Origin of the sequence: Mesorhizobium sp. M6A.T.Cr.TU.014.01.1.1, assembly GCF_004022765.1 — a bacterium.
Lineage (GTDB): Bacteria > Pseudomonadota > Alphaproteobacteria > Rhizobiales > Rhizobiaceae > Mesorhizobium > Mesorhizobium mediterraneum.
Window position 1 is genome coordinate 39082 of the sequence record NZ_RZPG01000011.1, and the last position, 20455, is coordinate 59536.

Sequence of the window (20455 nt, forward strand, 5' to 3'; positions counted from 1 at the left end):
GTCGGCTAGATTTGCTCAAGTAGCACCTCTGGTGACCCTAAAAGGGCCACTTGCCCAGCGGGCATCAGCCGCCAATGAAACGAACTAGCCAGTTTTCGAACTATTTGACGGGTTTTGGCATGGCCAAGCCGATCCGGCAGTCAGCTCGAACGTCTAAGTTCCACCAATCTCGGGCGCTGGTGGCAGCCAGTGATTGAGTTTCGATGTGCATAAAAGCAGAAGCGTTTAAGCCTACGCCTATTCCTTCGCTGCCGCGGCCGCCTTGGTGTCCAGCAGACCATAGCCGAAATCATTGTCTCGTCCCTTGGGGCCGAGATCCTTGGCCGTGCCGGCCAATGCCTTCTCGACCCAGTCGGCGGAACGATCGGGCGCGGCATGCAACAGATTGGCGATCGCGCCGGTCACAATGGCTGCGGCAAATGAGGTGCCGGTGACCACATCCGAGCCGGCGCCGCTCGGCGCCACCATCTCGACGCCAGGAGCGGAGAGGAAGACGTAGGCGCCACGATTAGCCTGCTGCATCAGCCCGTCCTTGGCATCAGTGGCCGTCACCGCGATGACGCCGTCGAAGGCGGCGGGGTAGCCGTAGGGCGCCTTCGGCCCGTTGTTGCCGGCGGCGGCGACCAGCACGATGCCCAAGGCGCGAGCATTGCGGCAGGCGATGCCGAGCAGGTCGTTCTTCGGTCCGACGAAGCTCATATTGATGATGCGAACATCTTGGCTTGCCGCCCAGTCGAGCGCCGACAGGATGATGTCCATGGTCGACTTGCCGCCCTCGAAAGCTCGGGCATGGTAGATTTTCGCGCCCGGCGCCATGCCTTTGAGCGCGCCGACGCCGGCGATCAGGCCGTCGATCGAGGTGCCATGATCGCGCGCCTCGATCGGCACATCGGGCATGGCGTCGAACTGATCGACGATGACGCCGGAGAGTGCTGGATTGGCATCGTCGATGGCGGTGTCGATGACGGCGACGCGCACATTCTCGCCGCTGGCCGCTTTCGAATCCAGCGCGATGCGCTCGAAGGCATAATTGACGATGCTGGCTGCCTGTTGCAGCGAGTAGATATGGTTGGGCTCGCGCCGCATGGTGCGGCCGTCGGCGGCAAGCTGCGCCAGCACGACGCCGACCGGTCGGCCATCGGGAATGCCGAAGCGCACCAGCGTGGTGCCGAGCAGCAGAGACTGGCGCTGCGAGCGCACCTCGAGGCCAAATGAGGCGGCGATCTGCTGGACGGCGTCGCCGTCTACCGTCACCAGCACCTCGTCGGGCACGAAATCACCGATGACGGCGCGCGGCGGCTCGGCCGCGACGAGATCGCTGGGCGAAACGATCGGACCGCCCGTCGCGGCGGCCTGTATCGCAGGCGCACCGGCGGCCTGCGGCGGCAGTGCCCGACCGGCCGGATTGCGGCGTGGATCGGGCGTCGGCAGCGGAGCTTGGCCGCCGCCGACCGGGTTGGGAAACAGGTCAACGATCAGCGCAGGAAGAACGACCGCATTTGTCGCGGCGGAACCAGCGCCGGGCTTTTCGCCGCTGCCGTCTCTTGTATCGTCCTCGATACAGTCGGCCGCCGCCGTCGCCCGGTTGAGGCAGTCGATTTCCGTCTGGGTGAGGTTTGGATCATTGGTCTGCGCCAAAGCGGGCGCGGCGGCGAGCGTCATCGCCGCCACAAGGAGCGCCGCAAACCCAATGACCGCCCTAGCCGCCATCAACCGGTCTCCTTCCCTCGACCACAGCCTCCGCGAAAGGCTGGGCGGCAATAAGAGCAAGCACTTTTTGATAATCGGCTGCGGTTGCGGCCGGGATGCCAAGGCGGAAGACACCGTCGGCGGTCGGCCCGCCGGCAATCTTCAGCTGGTGTTCGCCAAGAAAAGCGACAATGTCGGCCATCTTCGCATCCGGCTTGAACGTCACCAGCGCGAACGGCATTTTCGTCAGATCGCCTTGTTGGCCGGCAATTTCGAAATCGCCGTCCTTGCCGCCTGGCTGAACAACCGATTGCACCATGACGAGGGCAAGCAGTGCTGCCGCCGCAGCCCAGGCGACGCCGGCCGGCACCGCCATGAAGCGGCCCCACACCTGCGCCAGCCAGGACGATGTCGCCGGCGCGCGCACGGGGCCGGCTTCGGCATCGAGCGCCCGGGTGAAGCGGCCGAGCGCATCGGCCGGCGGGCGGATCGCCTCATTGGATGCAGCGGTGCTGGAGAATTCGGCTTCGGCCTCGCCGAGTGCGGCAAGCGCCGCCGGATCGGAAGCCAGCCATTCCTCGACGGCTTCGAGTTCCGAGCCTTCCAGCGAGCCGTTCAGATAGAACGGCAGCAGCGTTTCCATTTCATCGCGGCGCGACATCTTTTCAGCGGCGCTCATGGCCACCCCCTGTCGTAACCGGCGGCCTTGAGCGCCTCGCCGAGTTTCTTGCGGGCGTAGAACATCCGGGTCTTGACGGTAGCAACCGGGATGCCGAGCACCTCCCCGATCTCGGTCACCGACTGTCCGTGGTAGTAGGCAAGGTCGATCACCGTGCGGTGCTCTTCCGGCAAGGCATCGACGAAGCGCCGCAAAGCGGCGCCCTTGTCTTCCTTCATGGTGACGACTTCCGGCGTGTCGGCGCTGTCTGGGACCTGGGCCGCGTCATCGTCGTCGATCCGGTCTTCCTTCTTCTTGCGCAGCGACGACAGCGCCTTGAAGCGGGCGATGCCGAGCAGCCATGTCGAGACTTCCGAGCGCCCCTCGAAGCCTGGCGCCTGGCGCCAGAGTTCGAGAAACACCTCGTTGGCGATATCATCGGCCATCATTTCCGATCCCGTCTGGCGCACCACGAAGCGGTAGACCCGCGCGTGGTGGCGCATGAACAGGAGCCGCACGGCGGCACGGTCGCCCTTCGCGACCCGGCTGACAAGCGCGCGGTCGGTTTCCGTCGCTGCCGTCATGGCCGGTCGAGCCGCCTGGCTCCTGTCTGCTCTGTCGCCGATCGGCCCAAAAAGGTTCACCGCTTTCCGCCCGGATTTTTGCGGAGGCTAACCGAAGAGCGGAAAGGTTGCCAGAGTATACCGTTGCCCCCCGTTTTTAGGGGTCAGTCTCAGTCAGGGGCACCAAGCAAAAGGCAGCCGTCAGGCTCGCCATGATGGCGGCCACTAGGCGGCTCATCCCAGTCGGCAAGGTGCAGTCGTTCAGCCTCGGGCGGAGCGTCATTGGACGACGCCGCCGCACAGGGGATTCCCGACAGGTTTGTAACTCACCGGTCCGCTGCCGGGCGACTAAGGTCCCGATCGCAAACCGCAACCCTCTGAAGAAGTGAAAGTCATGACCAACAACAGCTTTTCGGCCGCGACTCGTGGATCAGTCGCCGATGGCGGTGTTCGACGCGGTCAATCGTCCATGCGACTGGTGAGGCGCATGAAGCCTTGCGCGATCGGAAGGACCTTTCCATGAGACTGATTAGGCTGAAAGCGCCGGGAGGCTTGGAAAATCTCAAGCTGGTCGAGGAAGATTGTCCGAAACCAGGGCCGGGTGAGTTGCTTGTCAGGATACGAGCGTGTTCGTTGAATTTCCACGACAGCATGGTGGCGCTGGGAAACAAACCGTGCGCCGATGGCCGAATCCCGCTGTCCGATGGCGCTGGACAAGTGATTGCGGCCTCAGACGATGTCCAACAATTCAAGGCCGGAGATGCCGTCGTCAGCACCTATTGGCCCCATTGGCTGGCCGGCGAACCGACGCCAGCCAATAAGACGGGCGAATTGGGAGATGATGTTGACGGCTATGCTCGCGAATATGTGTGCATGCCCTGGCATGCCTTCACAAGGGCACCGGCAGACTTCACGCATATGGAGGCGGCAACGCTTACCTGTGCCGGCGTTACCGCCTGGAAAGCCCTGATGGTGTGCGGCCAGGTGAAGCCCGGTGATACGGTGCTGGTCCTTGGCACGGGAAGTGTATCGCTGTTCGCGCTGCAATTCGCAAAAATTGCGGGCGCTCGCGTTATTGCCACCTCTTCATCGGAGGAAAAGCTGGAAAAGCTGAAGCGGTTTGGAGCCGACATTGTCGTCAATTACAAGGCAGTGCCGGATTGGGGCCAGAAGGTAAGGATTTTGACGGACGGACGCGGCGTCGATCACGTGATCGAGGTTGGCGGGCCGGGCACGTTGGCGCAGTCGATAACAGCTTGCAGGATGGGCGGCCACATCGCCCTGATCGGCGTCCTGACTGGCTTTGCCGGACAAGTTTCGATCCCGGCCCTGTTTTCCAATCAGATTAGGATCAGCGGAATTTCTATTGGCAGCAGGGCAGACCAGGAAGACATGATTCGTGCCATCGAGGCCAACCGTTTGAAGCCAGCTATCGACCGCGGTTTTCCGCTGCAGGAGATCGCCAATGCCTTCAAGTACTACGAATCCCAAAAGCACTTTGGCAAGGTTTGTCTCGAACTTTGATACGACATATGCGTCGCTGCCCTATCGCGCCACGGCGCCTGCAGGAGAGAGGGCCAGCATTCATTCAGTCGAGGAACGGCGTGGCCTTCATCGTCGCAGGCACCGGCACGCCGAGGCGGGCAAGCACGGTCGGCGCAAGCTGCAACTGGTCTAACAGCGTGCCGGCCTCCGGCCCCTCGCCCTGTCCGAAATAATACAGAGCAAAATCCTGCATCTCGTCGTCATGGCCGCCATGATGGCCGCGATCGGTCTGGCCGTGATCGGCTGTGACGATGACCTCGTAGCCGGCTTCCCGCCAGCGCGGCAGGAAGGCTGCGAGCATGCCGTCCATCGCATAGACGGCGTGATCCATCTCATGGCAGTCATGGCCGAAGCGGTGGCCCATCGAGTCCAGCGTGCAGGTGTGCAGGATGCCGTAGTCGATGCGGTGGCGCCTGGTCAGCATGGTCAGCGTCGCGAACAGGTCGACGTCGCTCGGCGTCATCTGGTTGCGGGCGTTGTAGCCGGTCATGGTGTGGAACCGGCCATGCGTGATCGGCCCGCCGGGCTCGTCGAACTCCATGTCCTCGACCAGATCGAACGGATAGGCCCGGAAGAATTCGGACCAGTAGGAATGAGTGACCGCGCCGGTCTTGCCGCCGGCCTTGCTGACCTCCGAAAATATATCCGGTTGCTTGACGCGGAACCGGCTCTCGTTGGTCAGGATGCCATGCACTTGCGGTGCCACGCCGGTATGGATCGACGCATAGCAGCAGGCTGAGGTCGACGGCAGAACGGAGCGCATCTTCCAGACACGCGCTTCGCCCGATTGCACCCAGCCTTCGAGATTGCCCATCAGCCGGCGCCAATTGCGGTAAGGCACGCCGTCGAGGATGATGAGCAGAAGTTTTGTATTCAACGCCACCGGGTGTCTAATTCCCGGCGCTTGCCATGCGCCGTCCCTTGATCGCCTTCTCCAGCCAGCCGATCTCCATTTCGGGCACCGAGGACAAGAGAAGGTCTGTATAGTCGTCGAAGGGCGGCGCCAGCACCTGGCTCTTCGCGCCGTAGCGCACCACCTCGCCGCGATACATCACCGCGATCGAATCGGCGATCGACTTCACCGTGGCGAGGTCGTGGGTGATGAACAGATAGGCGACGTTTTCCTCTTTCTGCAGCTCGAGCAGCAGCTTCAGGATGCCGTGGGCCACCAGTGGGTCGAGCGCCGAGGTGACCTCGTCGCAGATGATCAGCTTCGGCTTGGCGGCAAGCGAGCGGGCAATGCAGACGCGCTGCTTTTGGCCACCGGAAAGCTCGGCCGGGTAGCGGTCGACGAAGCCCTTGCCCATCTCGATCTTGTCGAGCAGCTCGGCGACGCGGGCGTCACGTTGCCTTCCACGCAGACCGAAATAGAATTCGAGCGGCCGGCCGATGATGGTTCCGACGGTCTGGCGCGGATTCATCGCCACGTCGGCCATCTGGTAGATCATCTGCAATTGGCGCAGATCCTCCTTCGGCCGGTCGGCAAGCCGGTTGGCGAGTGGACGTCCGTCGAAGGTGACGGTGCCTTGTTCGGGCGGCAACAGGCCGGTGACGGCGCGCGCCAGCGTCGACTTGCCCGAGCCGGACTCGCCGACCACCGCCAGCGTCTGGCCTGGATAGATGTCGACCGAGACGTTCTTCAGCACCTTGATGTGACTGCGGCCATAGGCGGCGGTGATGTTCTTGACAGACAGGAACGGCGTCGTGCCGGGCTTCTGTTCCTGGTGCTCGATCTCATGCACCGAGACCAGCGCATTGGTGTATTCCTGGCGCGGTTCCTTGATGATCTGACGGGTGCCGCCCCATTCGACCAGCCGGCCGTGGCGCAGCACCATGATCTCGTCCGAGACCTGGGCGACGACGGCAAGGTCGTGGGTGATGTAGAGCGCCGCGACATGGGTGTCGCGGATGGCGTCCTTGATCGCCGCCAGCACGTCGATCTGCGTCGTCACGTCGAGCGCCGTGGTCGGCTCGTCGAAGACGATCAGGTCGGGCTCGGAACAGAGCGCCATCGCCGTCATCACGCGCTGCAGCTGGCCGCCCGACACCTGGTGCGGAAACCGCTCGCCTATGCTTTCGGGGTTCGGCAGGCTGAGCTTCTTGAACAGTGCGACGGCGCGCTTCTCGGCCGCGGCCCGTGTCGCCGTGCCGTGCAGCAGCGTCGCCTCGACCACCTGGTCCATCAGCCTGTGCGCCGGGTTGAAGGCCGCCGCGGCCGATTGCGCGACATAGCAGACCTCGCGGCCGCGCAGCTTGCGAAAGCCCTCCTTGCCGCCCTTCAGGATGTCGCGGCCGTTCAGGATGACCTCGCCGCCGGTGATGCGGACGCCGCCGCGGCCATAGCCCATCGAGGACAGGCCGATGGTCGACTTGCCGGCGCCGGACTCGCCGATCAGGCCGAGCACCTTGCCCTTCTCGAGCGTCAGTGAGACGTCGTGGACAAGCACGATGTTCTTGGGCGGCTCGCCTGGCGGGAACACCGTGGCCTCGATGCGCAGATTGCGGATATCGAGCAGCACGGGCTTTGCTCGCTGGTCAGCCATCACCCGCGCCCTCCCTTCAGGCTTGTCGTGCGGTTGAGCACCCAGTCGGCGACCAGATTGACTGAAATCGCCAGCATGGCGATCGCCGCCGCAGGGATGAGCGCCGCCGCGATGCCGAAGACGATGCCATCCTTGTTTTCCTTGACCATGCCGCCCCAGTCGGCGCTAGGCGGCTGCACGCCGAGCCCGAGGAAGGACAGCGTCGACAGGAACAGCACGGCATAGATGAAGCGCAGGCCAAGTTCCGAAACCAGCGGCGACAACGCGTTGGGCAGGATTTCGCGGAAAATGATCCACATGCTGCCTTCGCCGCGCAGCTTGGCCGCCTCGACGAAATCCATGACGTTGATGTCGACGGCGACTGCCCGCGACAGGCGGTAAACGCGGGTCGAGTCGAGGATGCCCATGACCAGGATCAGCGTCACCAGATTGGTTGGCAGCACGGACAGCACGACGAGGCCCATGATCAGCGTCGGAATTGACATCAGGAGATCGACAAGGCGCGACATAAGCGTGTCGAACCAGCCGCCGAAAACCGCCGCCGAGAAGCCGAGGATGGCGCCGAGCGAGAAGGACAGGGCGGTGGCCAGCACCGCGATGAACAGCGTGACGCGGGCGCCGTAGATCATGCGCGAAAGGAGGTCGCGGCCAAGATTGTCGGTGCCCAGCCAATGTGTCGCCGACATCGGTGCCCAGACGTCGCCGACGATCTCGCCATTGCCGTACGGCGCGATCCACGGCGCGAAGATCGCCGCCAGCACGAACAATGCCGTCAGCACCAGGCCGATCAGCGCAGGGATGGGGATGCGTTTTATGTCGAGCATGCCCTCTCCCCTATTTCGGGTGTCTGAGACGCGGATTGGCGACGATCGCCGCTATGTCCGCAACGATGTTCAGGCTGATATAAACGGCGGCGAAGATCAGGCCGACCGCCTGCACCACCGGCACGTCACGCTTGGTGACGTGGTCGACGAGATATTGGCCCATGCCCGGATAGACGAAGATCACTTCGACGACGACGACGCCGACGATCAGGTAGGCGAGGTTGAGCATGACGACGTTGATGATCGGCGCAATCGCATTGGGGAAGGCATGCCTGCGAATGACGGCGAATGCCGAAAGCCCCTTGAGCTCGGCGGTTTCCACATACGCCGACTGCATGACATTGAGGATCGCGGCGCGCGTCATGCGCATCATGTGGGCGAGCACCACCAGCGTCAGTGCCGCCGCCGGCAGCATGATCGCCTGCATGCGCTCGCCGAACGGCATTCCGTCATAGACCGTCGAGATGCCGGGGAAGATCTGGTATTTCACGGCAAAGAAATAGACGAGCACGTAACCGATGAAGAATTCGGGAAACGACGTCGAGGCAAGCGCCAGTCCGGAGATCAGCTTGTCGACCCAGCCATTGCGGTAACGCACTGCGATCAGGCCGAGGATGATCGCCAGCGGCACGGCCACGACCGCCGCCCAGAAGGCGAGGAACAGCGTGTTCCACAACCGCCCCTTGATCGACGTCGCAATATCCTGCCCGCTTGACATGGCAGTGCCGAGATCGCCGGTCACGACGCCGCCGAGCCAGCGGAAATAGCGGATAAAGGCCGGATCGTTGAGGCCGAGCTGCTCGCGCAGATTGGCGAGCGACTCCGGTGTCGCCGACTGTCCGAGGATGGCTTGCGCGACGTCGCCGGGCAGGATCTGGGTGCCGGCGAAGATCAGGACCGATACGGCCAACAGCAGGAGAATGCCCAGCGCAATGCGCTGGGCCACCAGTTTCACGATGGGTGAGGACATATCCGCAAGGCCGGGCTCAGGCTTCGAGCCAGCACTTTGCCAGAGCGTACCCGTTCATCAGCTCCTGATGCGGATCGTCGACCCAGCCGGCGACCTTGGCGCCCGTCGCGTCGATGAACTGGTTGAACATCGGCAGGATCAGGCCACCTTCGTCGCGGACGAGCATCGCCATGTCGCGATACATCGCCTTGCGCTTGGCTTCGTCGAGCTCGGCACGCGCCGCCAGCACCATCTTGTCGAAATCGGGACGCTTGAAACGCGTGTCGTTCCAGTCGGCCGTCGACAGGTAAGCAGTCGAATACATCTGGTCTTGCGTCGAGCGTCCGCCCCAGTAGGAGGCGCAGAAGGGCTGCTTGTTCCATACTTCCGACCAGTAGCCGTCGCCCGGCTCGCGCTTGATCTCCAGCGTGATGCCGGCCTTGGCCGCGCTCTGCTGGAACAGTTGCGAGGCGTCGACTGCGCCTGGGAAGGCGACGTCCGATGTCCTGAGCAGGACGGCGCCGTCATGGCCCGACTTCTTGTAGTGGAACTTTGCCTTGTCGGGATCGTATTTGCGCTGCTCGATGTCCTCGGAAAACAGCGGATAGGCCGAGTTGATCGGAAAGTCGTTGCCGAGCGAGCCATAGCCTCTGAGGATCTTGTCGAGCATCTCCTCGCGGTCGATCGCCAGCTTCAGCGCCATGCGCAAATCGTTGTTGTCGAACGGCGCCGTGTTGCAATGCATGATGAAGACGTAGTGGCCAGGACCCGCATGGTTGCGGATGGTAACGCCGGGCAGCCGCTTGATCAGGTCGACGATCTTCGGCTCGACGCGGTTGATCATGTTGACCTGGCCGCCCTGCAAGGCAGAAGTGCGCGCCGTGGCGTCGTTGATGACGATGATCTCGATCTGGTCGGCATGGCCCATCTTGTCGGCCTGCCAGTAATTGGCGAACCGCTCGCCGCCATGGCGCACGCCGGGTTCGTTGGTGGTGATCTTGTAGGGTCCGGCCGAGATGCCGGCGTCGGCCTTGTCCTTGCCGCCATTGGGCTGGATGATCAAATGGTAATCGCTAAGCAGATAGGGCAGGTCGGCATTGGCTTCCTTCAGCGTCAGCACGACTTCCTTGCCGCTGGCCTTGATGCTCTCGATGCCTTTCATGTAGCCGAGCGCGCCCGACTTCGACTTCTCGTCCGAATGGCGTTCGAGCGTGGCGGCCACGTCCTCGGCGGTCACCGTCTTGCCATTGTGGAATTCGACGCCGTCGCGGATCTTCAGCGTCCAGACCTTGGCGTCGTCCGACGAGCCGATCTCCTCGGCGATGCGGTTCTCGAGATTGCCTTCCGGGGAAAGCTCGACGATCAGTTCGCCCCACATCTTGCCGAAGGCGAACGGCACCTGGGTCATGAACAGGGCCGGATCGAGGCTGTTGGTGGACTCGCCGCCGACCAGGCCGGCCTTCAGCGTGCCGCCCTTGACCGGACCCGCGGCGCGCGCCGCACTTGAAAGCAGCGAGTTGGCGAAGGTCGCGGTGACGCCGAGCGCTGCCGCCCGGCCGAGAAAATCACGACGGCTCAGTTTGCCGGACGCGACGCGCCGGCTGAGAAATTCCAGTTCGTTCGACATGTTGAGTTCCTCACTCTGTTGGTTCGACCTTGTGGTCGTTTTTTATTATTTCTTGTGAGGAGAATAATGACCGCAAGGGAACGCCGTAAGCAAGACCGAATGCGACATGCCGTGGCGTAAATCGTACGTCGCAATTGGACCAATCCGCATAAGCGCTCAAAGCAGCGCGCGCGGGATTTTCTCTTCGAAAGAGCGCTCGAAAACCAGTTTCTCGCCTTCATAGGCTTCGATTCTGGCGCTTACCATGAAGCTTTGCGCGTCGGACCGCATTTCGGCTGATGTTTCGGTGCGCACCGACCATCCATTTCGCGACAGCGTCTGCGTCCAGTGCGTCTTGCCCGACGCCGACAGTGGATTGTCCGGATGGATCGCCCATGTCTCACTCGCGATGCTGCCATTGGCAAGGCCATGCTCCAGGTCGCGCACCTCGCCGAAATCGTCGACGATGGAAAGCGTGACGATTCCGGTCTTCTCGTCGCGGTCGACATGACGTTCGGAATTGGCGACGCGGACCGTTTCGGTCGCCCAGAGCGCGGCGGCCTCGGGCGAGGGGAACGTGACTTCATCGCGGTGCGCCAGCGGGCGCAACGGCAGCTTCAGTGTCGCCGCCGACAGGTCGAGCCGGACCGGCTCCGGCGATGGCCAGATCATCGGCCAATAGGCGTTCGAAACGGCAATACGCAGGCGGTGGCCTGATGGCACGCGATAGGCGCACTGGTCGAGCACCACACGGGCGCTGACGGTTTCGCCCGGCACCAGCGCCTCGGGGAATTCGTGCGAGTTGCGATGCGTCAGGTTGAGCACGCCATAGGAGATCAGCTCCGACGCGCCGTCGGGATGCACGTCGCACAGCCGGATCGCGATGTTCGCTTGAGGCCGGTCGGACGAAACCCTGACCAGTGCTTCCGGCGCGCCGACAATGTCGATCGCCTGTGTTAGCACCGGCTGGTCGAAACACACCGATAATGCATCGTCGGGGCGCTGGTCGCCGGGCAATTCCGGGCCGAAGGTGAAGGGAAAGTATTCGCCGCCGGCAAGGCCGCAGCTTTGCGGCGAAGCGACGATTACCGGCTTGGCGCCTTCATGGATCAGCTCGATCTCACGTGTCTCGATTTCGGGCGACGGCCACACCGATTCAGCGACCCAGCGGCCCGGCCGCTCCGGATGCCAGCGCGCGGGGCGCACGCTGTCCATCACATAGGCGCGGTAGGCCGGGTCGGCCTCGACGCCGGTGTCGATGCCCTTTAGCCAGCGGTCCCACCAGCGCAAGGCCTCCTGCAGGAAGCCGATCGCTGGTTTCGGTGCTGCGTAGTGCGGGTACTTGTGGATCCAGGGGCCGACGATGCCCTTGACCGGCGCCTCGATATTGGCGGCGAGATGGGAAATGGTGTTGCGATAGCCGTCATGCCAGCCGCCGATCGACAGCACGGCGGCTTTAATGGCGGAATAGTCCTCGCAGATCGAGCCGCGCTTCCAATAGGCGTCGCGGTGCTGGTGCCTCAGCCACAGCGGCGCCAGGAAGGGCTGGTTCTCCAGCCGGGTCAGCCACAGGTCGCGCCATCTGTTGTCGCCGGCCAGCAGCGGGTCCGGCGGTCGCGACGAATAGGACAGCATGGTCGAGGCCCAGCCGAAGTTCTCGATCAGCAGGCAGCCGCCCTTGTAGTGGATGTCGTCGGCATAGCGGTCGACGGTCGAGCAGAGACTGATCACCGCCTTCAGCGCCGGCGGCTGCTTGGCTGCTGTCTGCAGGCAGTTGAAGCCGCCCCAGGAGATGCCCATCATGCCGACTTTGCCGTTGCACCAGGGCTGGGCCGCCGCCCAGGCGATCACATCACAGGCGTCCTGCAATTCCTGCTCGGAATATTCGTCATCCATAAGCCCTTCGGAATCGCCATTGCCGCGCATGTCGACGCGGATCGAGGCGTAGCCGTGGCCGGCGAAATAGGGATGCGTCAGCTGATCGCGAAAGATCGTGCTGTCGCGCTTGCGGTAAGGCAGATGCTCAAGGATCGCCGGCACCGGATCGTCGCTGGCGTCGTCGGGCATCCACACTCGCGCCGACAGCCGGCAGCCATCCGGCATGACGATCCCCATATCCGGAAATTCGACGACCTTGCGGGGAAATTCAGTGACGGTTTTCATGCTGGGCTCCTAGGTGACTGCATGATGGAGCCCAAGCCTGCCGCGTCGTGGGCCAGCCAACGAATTCGGCTGGTCAATCCGCGTCAACTCAACGGAATGTCGTTCTCGGTCTTGCTCGCCTGGTAAGCGCTGGACAGTTCGTCATAGCGCGCCAAAATGGTGCCGATCCGCGTTTCCAGCCGCAGGCGCTCGGCCTCGGGCAGTGACCGCACCAATTTGCGGATCGAAAAGCTCTTCCAATAGGCGTTCTCGGCATTGTAGCCGCCGGGGTCGAGGGTGAAGACCTCCTTCAGGATTTTCAAATCGTGCGGAATGGCGAAGCTGTCGCGCGAATCCTCGTGGCTGAACAAATAGTAGAAATTATCGAAGCCGGTCCAGGTGATCGCCGACAGGCAGAGCGAGCAGGGTTCGTGCGTGGCGAGGAAGATGGCGTCCTTGGTGTCGACGCGCTCGGCCTTCGGCATTTCATAGAATCGCTTCAGGCAGTTCACTTCGCCATGCCAGAGCGGATTCTCCGTCTCGTTGTTGGTTTCAGCGAGCACCAGCGAGCGGTCGCCCTTTCTCATGATCGCCGCGCCGAACAGCTTATTGCCGTGGGCGACGCCTTCGGCCGTCTTCGGCACGATGTCATGCTCGATGACGTCGAGCAGGCGGTCGATCAGCGAGACGTCGGCCATCATGCGGTCCCATCGGGAAGGTGGATCTCGTAGGCGTGCGAGAAATGGCACTCTTCGAGGTTGGAGCCGTCGCCGCCGCGATCGACGACGAGAAAATCCTGGGCCTCGCCGATCGGCGTCAGCACGCCGTGCCACAGATTGCGCGGATAGTTGACGCCTTGCCCGGGCGCGGTGATGAAGGCGTGCGGCTCGCCTGGACCTTCGTCGCCATCATGGCAGACGATGACCAGGAACGGCCGTGGCGACAGCGGGATGAAGGCCTGGCTGCCGAACGGGTGACGCTCGACCATGGTGAGCTTCAGCGGAAAATCGTAGGGCGCGCCCCGCACCATGGAGATCAGCACGCGCGCATTCGGCCCCAGCGCTTGCGCCGTGGCGAGGTCGTGATAACGCTCGGCCTTGCCGCCATTGATCGGGTAGTGATTGTCGCCGCCCATATCGATGACGTCGCCGAATTCGGCGAAGCTCTCGCGGGTCAGCGGCCGGGCGACAATGCGGCTCATGGCACGCGCTTCGCGATGCCGGCACCGCCAAGCTTGGCGTGCCGATTGACGTCCTTGTAGAGAAGATAGCGGAATTTGCCGGGCCCGCCGGCATAGCAGGCCTGCGGGCAGAAGGCGCGAAGCCACATATAGTCGCCGGCCTCGACCTCGACCCAGTCCTGGTTGAGGCGATAGACCGCCTTGCCTTCCAGCACATAGAGGCCGTGCTCCATGACATGGGTTTCGGCGAAGGGGATAACCGCGCCGGGCTCGAGCGTGACGACGGTGACATGCATGTCGTGGCGCATGTCTTCAGGATCGACGAAGCGCGTCGTCGCCCATCTGCCTTCGGTGCCGGGCATGGGCGTGGGCGCGATGTCCCTTTCGTTGGCAAAAAAGGCCTGCGGCGGATCGATGTCTTCAACGGCGTCGTAGGCCTTGCGGATCCAGTGGAAGCGGACAGCAGCACCACTCTCGTTGCGAACGGTCCATCCGCTGGCCGGCGGCAGGAAAGCAAAGCCACCCGGCTGCAGGACATGTTTCTCGCCAGCCAGCAAGACGCTCAGCTCGCCCTCGACCACGAACAAGACGCCCTCGGCGCCGGCATCCGGTTCCGGCCGGTCGCTGCCGCCGCCGGGCGCGACCTCGACGATATATTGCGAGAACGTCTCGGCGAAGCCGGACAATGGGCGCGACAGCACCCAGACTCGGGTTTTGTCCCAGAACGGCAAGGCGCTGGTGACGATGTCCTGCATCACGCCTCGGGGAATGACTGCATAGGCCTCGGTGAAGACGGCCCGGCCGGTCAGCAGCTCGCTCTGGCCGGGGTGGCCGCCATGCGGCGCGTAATAGGTTCGGTCGGCCATCTTGATCGTATCCATGAGTTCAAGCCTATTGCGGGAGCCAAAGCCCATTACGGAAGTAAGTCCTTGAGGCGAAGCAGCGCGATGCGCTCGACCTGTTTGCAAGCGGTGTCGAATTCGACGCCGCGGGTGTTGCCGCTGCGCGCCTCGAACTCCGCCAGGATTTCCACCTTGGTCTTGCCTTTCACCGCGATGATGAAGGGAAAGCCAAAGGACGTGACGTAGGCGGCATTGAGTTTTGAGAACAGCTCGCGCTCCTTATCGGTCAGTGCGTCGAGCCCGGCTGAAGCCTGCTCTCTGGCCGATTCCGCCGTCAGCCGCTTGGCCTGCGCCAATTTGCCGGCAAGGTCGGGGTGGGCGTTGAGCACGGAGAGCCGCTCGGCCTCGCTGGCGCCGCGAAAGACACGACACAGTGCATTATGGAGGCCGCCGGCGCTGTCATGCGCCGGGCCGAGCTCCAACTCGTAGGCGCGTTCGGCGATCCACGGCGAATGCTCGAACATCCCACCGAATGCCTGGACGAAGGCCTCGAACTCCATTTTCGACGGGCGCAGCGCCGGCCGCCGGAACGGATGGGTCTCCTGCCAGTGCCTGGCGATGTCGATGCGCCGCGCCAGCCATACCTTGTCGTGCGATTTGACGTAGTCGACAAAGCGCTTGAGCGCCGCGACCCGGCCCGGCCGGCCGACGAGACGGCAGTGCAGGCCGATATTCATCATGCGCGGCCGCCCTAGCTTCCCCTCGGCATAGAGCGTGTCGAAACTGTCCCTGAGATAGGCGAAGAACTGGTCGCCCGAGTTGAAGCCTTGCGGCGTCGCGAAGCGCATGTCGTTGGCGTCGAGCGTGTAGGGGATGATGAGTTGCGGCTTTGTCGACCCGTCCGGCCCATCATGCTCGAACCAGTAAGGCAGTTCGTCGTCATAGGTGTCCGACACATAGTCGAAGCCGCCTTCTTCCGCCGCCAGCCGCACAGTGTTGATCGAGGTGCGGCCGGTGTACCAGCCGGTCGGGCGCGCGCCGGTGACTTCGTAGTGCAGCCGGATCGCCTCCGCCATGTCGCGGCGCTCGTCCTCCGGCGCATGATCGCGGTAGTCGATCCATCTCAGCCCATGCGAGGCGATCTCCCAGCCGGCCTCCTGCATCGCTGCGACCTGATCGGGCGAGCGCGCCAGCGCTGTGGCGACGCCGTAGCAGGTCACCGGCACCTCAGCCTCGGTGAACAGGCGCAGCAATCGCCAGAAGCCGGCGCGCGCGCCGTATTCGTAGATCGATTCCATGTTCCAGTGGCGCTGGCCAAGCCACGGTGCGGCGCCAACGATCTCGGACAGGAAGGCCTCCGAAGCCTTGTCGCCATGCAGAACGCAGTTCTCGCCGCCTTCCTCGTAATTGACGACGAACTGCACCGCGACATGCGCGCCGCCAGGCCATTTCGGATCCGGTGGATTGGCGCCATAGCCGCGCATGTCTCGTTCGTAACGCATCGTCACTCCTGCCGGATGGTGTGATCAGGATAGTCGAAAGGGCGGCTTGCGCATTCCCCCGAAAATTTTGAAAGTGTTTTTGCAGCACTCCGCTCGACCGGGACTTATGCATCGCCTTTAATTGGCGCACAATTCGTCAAGTATGTTTCGACTGTACCGGGAATGGGAGCAGCCAGTGGCGGAAACGTCGAAAGCCGAAGGCGGACGTCTGACAACCCATGTCCTCGATACCGCGACCGGCAGGCCGGCGGCGGGCCTGTCCATCGAGCTCTACCGTATCGACGGCGACATGCGGACGCATTTGAAGACGGCGGTCACCAATGCCGACGGCCGCTGTGACGCACCGCTGCTTGCCGACGCACAATTCCGCACCGGCGAATACGAGCTGGTCTTCGCTGCCGGCGACTATCTGCGCCGGCAGGGGTTGAGGCTGCCGGAACCGGCCTTCCTCGACAGCGTGCCGATCCGCTTCGGCATGGCCGAGCCGGTGCACTATCATGTGCCGCTGCTTGTCTCCCCCTACGGCTATTCGACTTACCGGGGGAGCTGAGATATGGCCAAGATCACGGAACGCAATGAGATACGCTTCATCCTCAATGGCGAGAACGTTGCGCTAACCACCGTGGCGCCCGACGAGACCTTGCTCGACTGGTTGCGGCTCGAGCGCTCGCTGCGCGGCACCAAGGAAGGCTGCGCCGAAGGCGATTGCGGCGCCTGCACTGTGCTGGTCGGAAGGCTCTCGGCCGGCCGGTTGGTTTACGAAAGCGTCAATGCCTGTATCCGCTTCCTCGGCTCGCTCGACGGCACGCATGTCGTGACCGTCGAGCATCTGCGCGGCGAGGGCGATAGGCTGCATCCGGTGCAGCAAGCCATGGTCGACTTCCACGGCTCGCAATGCGGCTTCTGCACGCCGGGCTTCGTCATGTCGCTCTATGCGCTGTGGATGCGGTCGCCGGAGCCGTCGGATGCGGCCATCGAAAAGGCACTGCAGGGCAATCTCTGCCGCTGCACCGGCTATGAAGCGATCATGCGGGCGGCGCGTGCCATCTCCAGCTACGGCAAGGCGGCGAAGGACCCGCTGGCGGCGGAGCGCGAGGCCATCACGGCCAAGCTTGCGGCCATGAAAGACGGTGCGCGCATCGAGATCGGCGCCGGCAAGCAGCGGCTGGTCGTGCCGGCCGATGCCGACGATCTCGCCACCGTGCTCGACAAGGAGCCGGGCGCCACCATCGTTGCCGGTTCGACCGATGTCGGCCTTTGGGTAACCAAGCATATGCGCGATATTGCGCCGGCGATTTTCATCGGCAATCTCGACGGTCTGTGCGGGATCTCCGAGGACAAGGGCGTCATCTCGATCGGTGCCGGCGTCACCTATACCGAGGCTTTCTCGACGCTGGCGAAACGCGTCCCGGCGCTCGGGCCGCTTTTCGATCGCATCGGCGGCGACCAGGTGCGCAATATGGGCACGATCGGCGGCAACATCGCCAACGGCTCGCCGATCGGCGACACGCCGCCGCCGCTGATCGCTCTGGGTGCGCGGCTGACACTGCGCCGCGGCAACAAGCGGCGAACCATCCCGCTCGAAGATTTCTTCATCGCCTATGGCAAGCAGGACCGGCAGCTGGGCGAATTCGTCGAGGCCGTGCATGTCCCGGTGCCAGGCCGAGACACCAAATTCGCCGTCTACAAGATCACCAAGCGCCGTGACGAAGACATCACCGCAGCACTTGGCGCGTTCCTGCTAACCCTGGCCAGGGACGGCACGGTCGCGGATATCCGCATCGCCTATGGCGGCATGGCCGCAACGCCCAAGCGGGCCTTCGGCGTGGAAAAGGCGTTGCTTGGCAGGCCTTGGACGGAGGCGACGGTCGAGGCGGCGATGGCCGAATACGCCAAAGATTTCACTCCGCTGACTGACATGCGAGCGAGCGCCGAATACCGGGCGTTGGCGGCACGGAACCTGCTGTTGCGCTTCTTCGCCGAGACCAGCGGCACCAAGGCGCCGATCCAGGTATCGCGGCACGAGGCGGCGTGATGACTACGCACGCTCCCAACCTCAAGGCACAAAAAATATCCGGCGGCGTTGCCACCGACCAGCGCCATGATTCCGCGCACAAGCACGTCCGCGGCACGGCCGTCTATATCGACGACATGCCGGAATCATCAGGCACGCTGCACGGCTGCCTTGGGCTTTCGACGGCCACGCACGCCACCATCACCAGCATGGACCTGTCGGCGGTGCGCGCAGCGCCCGGCGTCGTCGACGTGCTGACGGCCAGTGATGTGCCGGGCGAGAACGATATTTCGCCGACCGGTCGTCACGACGAACCGGTGCTGGCAGACGACAAGGTGCAATTCTTCGGTCAGCCGATCTTCTGCGTCATCGCCGAAACGCGCGAGCAGGCACGCCGCGCCACAAGGCTGGCCAAGGTCGAATACAAGGAATTGCCTTTCGTCACCGACATCGGCGTGCTCGATCCCAGAAAGGACAAGCTTGTTACGCCGCCGCTGACCTTGAAGCGTGGCGATGCAGCGGTTGCAATCAAAGCGGCGCCGCGCCGGCTGAAGGGAAAAATGCGCATCGGCGGCCAGGACCATTTCTATCTCGAAGGCCAGATCGCCATGGCCATTCCCGGCGAGGATCAGGATGTGACCATCTATTCCTCGACCCAGCATCCGAGCGAAGTCCAGCACATGGTCAGCCATGCGCTCGGCGTGCCGAGCCATGCCGTCACGGTCGAGATCCGCCGCATGGGCGGCGGCTTCGGCGGCAAGGAAACGCAAGGCAACCAGTTTGCAGTATTGGCCGCTATCGCCGCGAAGAAACATCATCGCGCCGTGAAAATCCGACCTGACCGTGACGACGACATGATCGCCACCGGCAAGCGTCATGACTTTCTGGTCGACTACGAGGTTGGCTTCGACGACGAGGGCAATATCCTCGGCGTCGACTTCATGTTCGCGGCGCGCTGCGGCTTCTCGGCGGACCTCTCAGGCCCGGTTACTGACCGCGCGCTGTTCCATTGCGACAACACCTATTTCTGGCCGGCGGTGCACGCACAATCGGCGCCGCTCTACACCAACACCGTGTCGAACACAGCCTTCCGCGGCTTCGGCGGCCCGCAAGGCATGGTAGGCGCCGAGCGTGTCATCGAAGAGGTCGCCTTTGCCGTCGGCAAGGACCCGCTTGAGATTCGCAAGAAGAACTTTTATGGCACCAGCGACCGCAACGTCACGCCCTATCACCAGACGGTCGAGGACAACATCATCCACCGCATCGTCGCCGAACTGGAGGCGAGTTGCGACTATGCGAGGCGCCGCCGCACCATCGAAGCCTTCAACGCCAACAGTCGCTTCATCAAGCGGGGATTGGCGCTGACGCCGGTCAAGTTCGGTATCTCGTTCACCGCCACCCACTACAATCAGGCCGGCGCGCTGGTGCATGTCTACACCGACGGATCGGTGCATCTGAACCACGGCGGCACCGAGATGGGGCAAGGCCTCTACGTCAAGGTGGCGCAGGTGGTGGCGGAAGAATTCCAGATCGACCTCGACCAGGTCAAGATCACTGCAACGACGACCGGCAAGGTGCCGAACACCTCGGCGACCGCCGCCTCCTCCGGTTCCGATCTCAACGGTATGGCGGCGCAAAACGCAGCCCGGCAGATCAAGGATCGGCTGACCAATTTCGCCGTTGAAAAATACCAGGTGCCGCGTGACCAGGTGCTGTTCCTGCCCAACCGGGTGCGCATCGGCAATCAGGAGATCGCCTTCGCCGATCTCGTCAGGCAGGCCTACATGGCGCGCATCCAGCTTTCGGCGGCGGGCTTCTACAAGACGCCGAAAATCCACTGGGACCGCGACAAGGGCGAGGGCCGTCCCTTCTATTATTTCGCCTATGGCGCCGCGTGCTCGGAAGTTTCGGTCGACACGCTGACCGGCGAATATGTAGTCGAACGCACCGACATCCTGCACGAGACCGGCCGCTCACTGAACCGCGCCATCGACCTCGGCCAGGTCGAGGGCGGCTTCATCCAGGGCATGGGCTGGCTGACGACCGAGGAATTGTGGTGGGACAACAAGGGGCGGCTGCGCACCCATGCACCGTCGACTTACAAGATCCCGCTCGCTTCGGACCGGCCGAAGATCTTCAACGTGACGCTGGCCGACTGGCCAGAGGCGAGCGAGCCGACGGTGCACCGCTCCAAGGCGGTCGGCGAGCCGCCGCTCCCGCTTGGCATGTCGGTGCTGCATGCGCTGTCGGATGCGGTGGCGAGCGTTGCCGACCACCGGATCTGTCCGCGCCTTGACCCACCGGCGACACCGGAGCGGGTGCTGATGGCGATCGAACGGCTGAAGGGTGAGGCCAAGGCCGGCACGTGAACCCAGCCTCGGAATCCCAGAAAGCGTGC

Annotated in this window: 17 protein-coding genes; 4 read left to right on the plus strand and 13 right to left on the minus strand. The window is 63.4% G+C overall.

Going from position 1 to position 20455, the window contains the following annotated elements:
- Positions 1 to 237 precede the first annotated feature (237 nt).
- The 3 genes from EN885_RS14415 to EN885_RS14425 are packed head-to-tail and all read right to left on the minus strand — an operon-like array spanning position 238 to position 2931.
- Positions 238 to 1710, minus strand: coding sequence for a S8 family serine peptidase (locus tag EN885_RS14415; protein WP_095484410.1), 1473 nt, complete (start codon positions 1708 to 1710; stop codon positions 238 to 240).
- On the minus strand, positions 1700 to 2368 hold the full coding sequence (locus tag EN885_RS14420; protein ID WP_095484409.1) for an anti-sigma factor: 669 nt from the start codon (positions 2366 to 2368) through the stop codon (positions 1700 to 1702). The genes EN885_RS14415 and EN885_RS14420 overlap by 11 nt, the downstream gene beginning before the upstream one ends.
- Positions 2365 to 2931 (minus strand): sigma-70 family RNA polymerase sigma factor, encoded by a 567-nt coding sequence (locus tag EN885_RS14425; protein ID WP_095485055.1) that lies wholly within the window; start codon positions 2929 to 2931, stop codon positions 2365 to 2367. The genes EN885_RS14420 and EN885_RS14425 overlap by 4 nt, the downstream gene beginning before the upstream one ends.
- Before the next feature lie 498 nt (positions 2932 to 3429).
- On the opposite strand from EN885_RS14425, the gene EN885_RS14430 reads away from it, so the two are divergent.
- Positions 3430 to 4434 (plus strand): NAD(P)-dependent alcohol dehydrogenase, encoded by a 1005-nt coding sequence (locus EN885_RS14430; protein ID WP_095484408.1) that lies wholly within the window; start codon positions 3430 to 3432, stop codon positions 4432 to 4434.
- Positions 4435 to 4498: 64 nt separating this feature from the next.
- Here EN885_RS14430 and EN885_RS14435 read toward each other — a convergent pair whose 3' ends face one another.
- From EN885_RS14435 to puuE, 10 genes are all read right to left on the minus strand, one after another.
- The gene (locus tag EN885_RS14435) at positions 4499 to 5338 is read right to left on the minus strand and encodes an alkaline phosphatase family protein (RefSeq protein WP_095484407.1); all 840 of its coding nucleotides are present in this window, start codon (positions 5336 to 5338) and stop codon (positions 4499 to 4501) included.
- A gap of 7 nt (positions 5339 to 5345) precedes the next feature.
- Positions 5346 to 6998, minus strand: a complete 1653-nt coding sequence (locus EN885_RS14440; protein ID WP_128242303.1) for an ABC transporter ATP-binding protein — start codon at positions 6996 to 6998, stop codon at positions 5346 to 5348.
- The gene (locus EN885_RS14445) at positions 6998 to 7822 is read right to left on the minus strand and encodes an ABC transporter permease (RefSeq protein WP_095484405.1); all 825 of its coding nucleotides are present in this window, start codon (positions 7820 to 7822) and stop codon (positions 6998 to 7000) included. Before EN885_RS14445 ends, EN885_RS14440 begins: the two co-directional genes overlap by 1 nt.
- Before the next feature lie 10 nt (positions 7823 to 7832).
- Positions 7833 to 8792 carry an ABC transporter permease gene (locus tag EN885_RS14450; RefSeq protein WP_095484404.1) on the minus strand — a complete coding sequence of 320 codons (960 nt, stop codon included), beginning with the start codon at positions 8790 to 8792 and terminating at the stop codon, positions 7833 to 7835.
- A gap of 16 nt (positions 8793 to 8808) precedes the next feature.
- Positions 8809 to 10398 carry an ABC transporter substrate-binding protein gene (locus EN885_RS14455; RefSeq protein ID WP_095484403.1) on the minus strand — a complete coding sequence of 530 codons (1590 nt, stop codon included), beginning with the start codon at positions 10396 to 10398 and terminating at the stop codon, positions 8809 to 8811.
- Positions 10399 to 10554: 156 nt separating this feature from the next.
- Entirely contained in the window at positions 10555 to 12540 is a 1986-nt protein-coding gene (locus EN885_RS14460) for a CocE/NonD family hydrolase (protein WP_127289897.1), read from the minus strand.
- A gap of 83 nt (positions 12541 to 12623) precedes the next feature.
- Entirely contained in the window at positions 12624 to 13217 is a 594-nt protein-coding gene (locus EN885_RS14465; protein WP_128242370.1) for a nucleoside deaminase, read from the minus strand.
- Positions 13217 to 13720 carry an ureidoglycolate lyase gene (locus tag EN885_RS14470; RefSeq protein WP_126103942.1) on the minus strand — a complete coding sequence of 168 codons (504 nt, stop codon included), beginning with the start codon at positions 13718 to 13720 and terminating at the stop codon, positions 13217 to 13219. Before EN885_RS14470 ends, EN885_RS14465 begins: the two co-directional genes overlap by 1 nt.
- Complete coding sequence (locus tag EN885_RS14475; RefSeq protein WP_126103941.1) at positions 13717 to 14580, minus strand: bifunctional allantoicase/(S)-ureidoglycine aminohydrolase; 864 nt, start codon at positions 14578 to 14580, stop codon at positions 13717 to 13719. Before EN885_RS14475 ends, EN885_RS14470 begins: the two co-directional genes overlap by 4 nt.
- A 32-nt stretch (positions 14581 to 14612) precedes the next feature.
- Positions 14613 to 16043: an allantoinase PuuE gene (puuE, locus tag EN885_RS14480; RefSeq protein ID WP_127205762.1), complete on the minus strand. Its 1431-nt coding sequence runs from the start codon at positions 16041 to 16043 to the stop codon at positions 14613 to 14615.
- Positions 16044 to 16218: 175 nt separating this feature from the next.
- Between puuE and uraH the strand changes: the two genes are divergently transcribed.
- From uraH to xdhB, 3 genes are read left to right on the plus strand one after another with little or no spacing between them, the layout of a single operon-like run.
- Entirely contained in the window at positions 16219 to 16593 is a 375-nt protein-coding gene (gene uraH, locus EN885_RS14485) for a hydroxyisourate hydrolase (RefSeq protein ID WP_128242304.1), read from the plus strand.
- 3 nt (positions 16594 to 16596) lie between these two features.
- Positions 16597 to 18078: a xanthine dehydrogenase small subunit gene (xdhA, locus tag EN885_RS14490; RefSeq protein ID WP_128242305.1), complete on the plus strand. Its 1482-nt coding sequence runs from the start codon at positions 16597 to 16599 to the stop codon at positions 18076 to 18078.
- A complete protein-coding gene (xdhB, locus tag EN885_RS14495) occupies positions 18078 to 20426 on the plus strand; it encodes a xanthine dehydrogenase molybdopterin binding subunit (RefSeq protein ID WP_128242306.1) in 2349 nt (782 codons plus the stop codon). Before xdhA ends, xdhB begins: the two co-directional genes overlap by 1 nt.
- The last annotated feature ends 29 nt before the right edge of the window (positions 20427 to 20455 follow it).

Coding starts and splice junctions, on each gene's coding strand:
- EN885_RS14415 (WP_095484410.1), bottom strand. CDS start 1,710: ATGGCGGCTAGGGCGGTCATTGGGTTTGCGGCGCTCCTTGTGGCGGCG.
- EN885_RS14420 (WP_095484409.1), bottom strand. CDS start 2,368: ATGAGCGCCGCTGAAAAGATGTCGCGCCGCGATGAAATGGAAACGCTG.
- EN885_RS14425 (WP_095485055.1), bottom strand. CDS start 2,931: ATGACGGCAGCGACGGAAACCGACCGCGCGCTTGTCAGCCGGGTCGCG.
- EN885_RS14430 (WP_095484408.1), top strand. CDS start 3,430: ATGAGACTGATTAGGCTGAAAGCGCCGGGAGGCTTGGAAAATCTCAAG.
- EN885_RS14440 (WP_128242303.1), bottom strand. CDS start 6,998: ATGGCTGACCAGCGAGCAAAGCCCGTGCTGCTCGATATCCGCAATCTG.
- EN885_RS14445 (WP_095484405.1), bottom strand. CDS start 7,822: ATGCTCGACATAAAACGCATCCCCATCCCTGCGCTGATCGGCCTGGTG.
- EN885_RS14450 (WP_095484404.1), bottom strand. CDS start 8,792: ATGTCCTCACCCATCGTGAAACTGGTGGCCCAGCGCATTGCGCTGGGC.
- EN885_RS14455 (WP_095484403.1), bottom strand. CDS start 10,398: ATGTCGAACGAACTGGAATTTCTCAGCCGGCGCGTCGCGTCCGGCAAA.
- EN885_RS14460 (WP_127289897.1), bottom strand. CDS start 12,540: ATGAAAACCGTCACTGAATTTCCCCGCAAGGTCGTCGAATTTCCGGAT.
- EN885_RS14465 (WP_128242370.1), bottom strand. CDS start 13,217: ATGGCCGACGTCTCGCTGATCGACCGCCTGCTCGACGTCATCGAGCAT.
- EN885_RS14470 (WP_126103942.1), bottom strand. CDS start 13,720: ATGAGCCGCATTGTCGCCCGGCCGCTGACCCGCGAGAGCTTCGCCGAA.
- EN885_RS14475 (WP_126103941.1), bottom strand. CDS start 14,580: ATGGATACGATCAAGATGGCCGACCGAACCTATTACGCGCCGCATGGC.
- puuE (WP_127205762.1), bottom strand. CDS start 16,043: ATGCGTTACGAACGAGACATGCGCGGCTATGGCGCCAATCCACCGGAT.
- xdhA (WP_128242305.1), top strand. CDS start 16,597: ATGGCCAAGATCACGGAACGCAATGAGATACGCTTCATCCTCAATGGC.
- xdhB (WP_128242306.1), top strand. CDS start 18,078: ATGACTACGCACGCTCCCAACCTCAAGGCACAAAAAATATCCGGCGGC.